The sequence below is a fragment of the Burkholderia paludis genome (assembly GCF_000732615.1).
Lineage (GTDB): Bacteria > Pseudomonadota > Gammaproteobacteria > Burkholderiales > Burkholderiaceae > Burkholderia > Burkholderia paludis.
This window is the reverse complement of record NZ_JPGL01000021.1, coordinates 1-2767: the sequence shown is the minus strand read 5'-3', so window position 1 is coordinate 2767 and position 2767 is coordinate 1. Positions and strand designations below refer to the sequence as shown.

General features: G+C 63.6%; 3 protein-coding genes. All 3 read left to right on the top strand.

The window, feature by feature from the left end:
* Positions 1-1799 (top strand): cytochrome o ubiquinol oxidase subunit I (gene cyoB, locus GQ56_RS0114935; protein ID WP_043301409.1); only part of this gene is annotated, 1799 nt, incomplete at its 5' end.
* Complete coding sequence (gene cyoC / locus GQ56_RS0114930) at positions 1799-2407, top strand: cytochrome o ubiquinol oxidase subunit III (protein WP_031399414.1); 609 nt, start codon at positions 1799-1801, stop codon at positions 2405-2407. The genes cyoB and cyoC, both read left to right, overlap by 1 nt.
* A complete protein-coding gene (cyoD, locus tag GQ56_RS0114925) occupies positions 2408-2740 on the top strand; it encodes a cytochrome o ubiquinol oxidase subunit IV (RefSeq protein ID WP_031399413.1) in 333 nt (110 codons plus the stop codon).
* Positions 2741-2767: the final 27 nt, after the last annotated feature.

The following is a 2767-nucleotide window of genomic DNA, read 5'->3' as shown; positions in this document are numbered from 1 at the left end:
TGCGCGGCTTCGCCGACGCGATCATGATGCGCATGCAGCTCGCGCTCTCGTACAACGGGCCCGGCTATCTGCCGCCGCACCACTATGACCAGATCTTCACGGCTCACGGCGTGATCATGATCTTCTTCATGGCGATGGTGTTCATGGTCGGCCTGATGAACCTGGTCGTGCCGCTGCAGATCGGCGCGCGCGACGTCGCGTTCCCGTTCATCAACTCGCTTTCGTTCTGGATGACGGCCGTCAGCGCGATCCTGATCAACGTCTCGCTCGTGATCGGCGAATTCGCGCAGACGGGCTGGCTTGCCTATCCGCCGCTGTCGGAGCTGCAGTTCAGCCCGGGCGTGGGGGTCGATTACTACCTGTGGGCGCTGCAGATCTCGGGTGTCGGCACGTTGCTGACCGGCGTGAACTTCTTCGTGACGATCATCAAGATGCGCGCGCCGGGCATGACGCTGATGAAGATGCCGGTGTTCACGTGGACCGCGCTGTGCACGAACGTGCTGATCATGGCGTCGTTCCCGATCCTGACCGCGACGCTCGCGCTGCTCGGCCTCGACCGTTACCTCGGCATGCACTTCTTCACGAACGAAGCCGGCGGCAACGCGATGCTGTACCTGAACCTGATCTGGGCGTGGGGCCATCCGGAGGTCTACATCCTGATCCTGCCGGCGTTCGGCATCTTCTCGGAAGTCATCGCGACGTTCGCGAAGAAGCCGCTGTTCGGCTACAAGACGATGGTGTACGCGACCTGCGCGATCATGGTGCTGTCGTTCCTCGTGTGGCTGCATCACTTCTTCACGATGGGCTCGGGCGCGAACGTGAATGCGTTCTTCGGCATCATGACGATGATCATCGCGATCCCGACCGGCGTGAAGGTGTTCAACTGGCTGTTCACGATGTACCGCGGCCGGATCGAATTCACGACGCCCGTGCTGTGGACGATCGGCTTCATGGTCACGTTCACGATCGGCGGCATGACCGGCGTGATGATGGCGATCCCGGGCGCGGACTTCGTGCTGCACAACAGCTTGTTCCTGATCGCGCACTTCCACAACGTGATCATCGGCGGCGTGCTGTTCGGTTATCTCGCGGGCTTCAACTACTGGTTCCCGAAGGCGTTCGGCTTCAAGCTGAACGAGAAGCTCGGCAAGGCCGCGTTCTGGTTCTGGCAGATCGGCTTCTACGTCGCGTTCGTGCCGCTCTACGTGCTCGGCTTCATGGGCATGACGCGCCGGATCAACCATTACGACAACCCGGCATGGCATCCGTGGCTGCTGGTCGCCGCGTTCGGCGCCGTGCTGATCGCGATCGGCATTGCCTGCCAGCTGCTGCAGCTCGTGGTCAGCATCCGCAATCGCAACCTGCCGGAATACCGCGACACCACGGGCGATCCGTGGGGCGGCCGCACGCTGGAGTGGGCGACCTCGTCGCCGCCGGCCAACTACAACTTCGCGGTGATCCCGCAGGTGCGCACGCTCGACGCGTACGCGGACATGAAGGCGCGCGGCGAAGGCCGGCCGAACCCGGCGTCGATCCATGACATCCACATGCCGTCGAATACCTGCGCGGGCCTGATGGTCGCGATCTTCAGCCTGGTGCTCGGCTTCGCGCTGGTGTGGCACATCTGGTGGATGGCGATCGGCGGTCTCGTCGGGATCGTCGCGACGCTCGTGATCTACAGCTCGCGCGACAACGACGGTTATTACATCCCCGCGTCGACGGTGCGGAAGATCGAAGGCAAGCAGCCGACCACGCACGCAGCCGTGCGCGTCGACGACGTGGAAATGGAGGCCAACTGATGTTGCAGAAAACCTTGAGCGCAACCCTGCTCGAGCACGACGACCATCCGCCGTCGCATTCGGTGTTCGGTTTCTGGCTGTACCTGATGACCGACTGCGTGATCTTCGCGGCGCTGTTCGCGACCTTCGCGGTGCTGGGCAACCAGTACGCGGGCGGCCCGACCGCGAAGGATCTGTTTGACATTCCGGGCGTCGCGGTGGAAACCGCCGCGCTGCTGCTGTCGAGCATCACGTACGGTTTCGCGATGCTGGCGGCCTACAAGCAGCGGCGCGGCGCGCTGCTCGCGTGGCTCGCGGTGACGTTCGTGCTCGGCGCGGCGTTTCTCGCGATGGAACTGCGCGAGTTCTCGCACCTGATCGCGGAAGGCGCGGGCCCGCAGCGCAGCGCGTTCCTGTCGGCGTTCTTCACGCTGGTGGGCACGCACGGGCTGCACGTGACGGTCGGCCTGATCTGGATGGTCGTGCTCGCCGGGCAGATCCTGTCGCGCGGCGGCGACCTGACCGATCGCGACCTGCGACGCCTGACGTGCCTGAGCCTTTTCTGGCACTTTCTCGACATCGTGTGGATCTGCGTGTTTTCCTTTGTCTATCTCGCGAGCGTGATCTAAATGGCCCATTCGCATTCGTCTCAACTCGAAGAAGGGCACGGCAGTGTCGGCGGCTATGTCGCCGGCTTCATCCTGTCGGTGCTGCTCACGGCCGCGTCGTTCGGCCTCGTGATGGGCGGCGTGCTGTCGCCGCATGCGTCGCTGATTGCGCTCGCCGTGCTCGCGTTCGTGCAGATCATCGTGCACCTCGTGTACTTCCTGCACATGAACAGCTCGTCGGGCCAGCGCTGGAACGTGATGGCGTTCAGCTATACGGTGCTCACGGCGGCGATCCTGATCGTCGGCACGCTGTGGGTGATGCACAACGTCAGCATGAACATGATGTCGCGCTGAGCGGCATCGCGGCGCAAGGCGCCATCC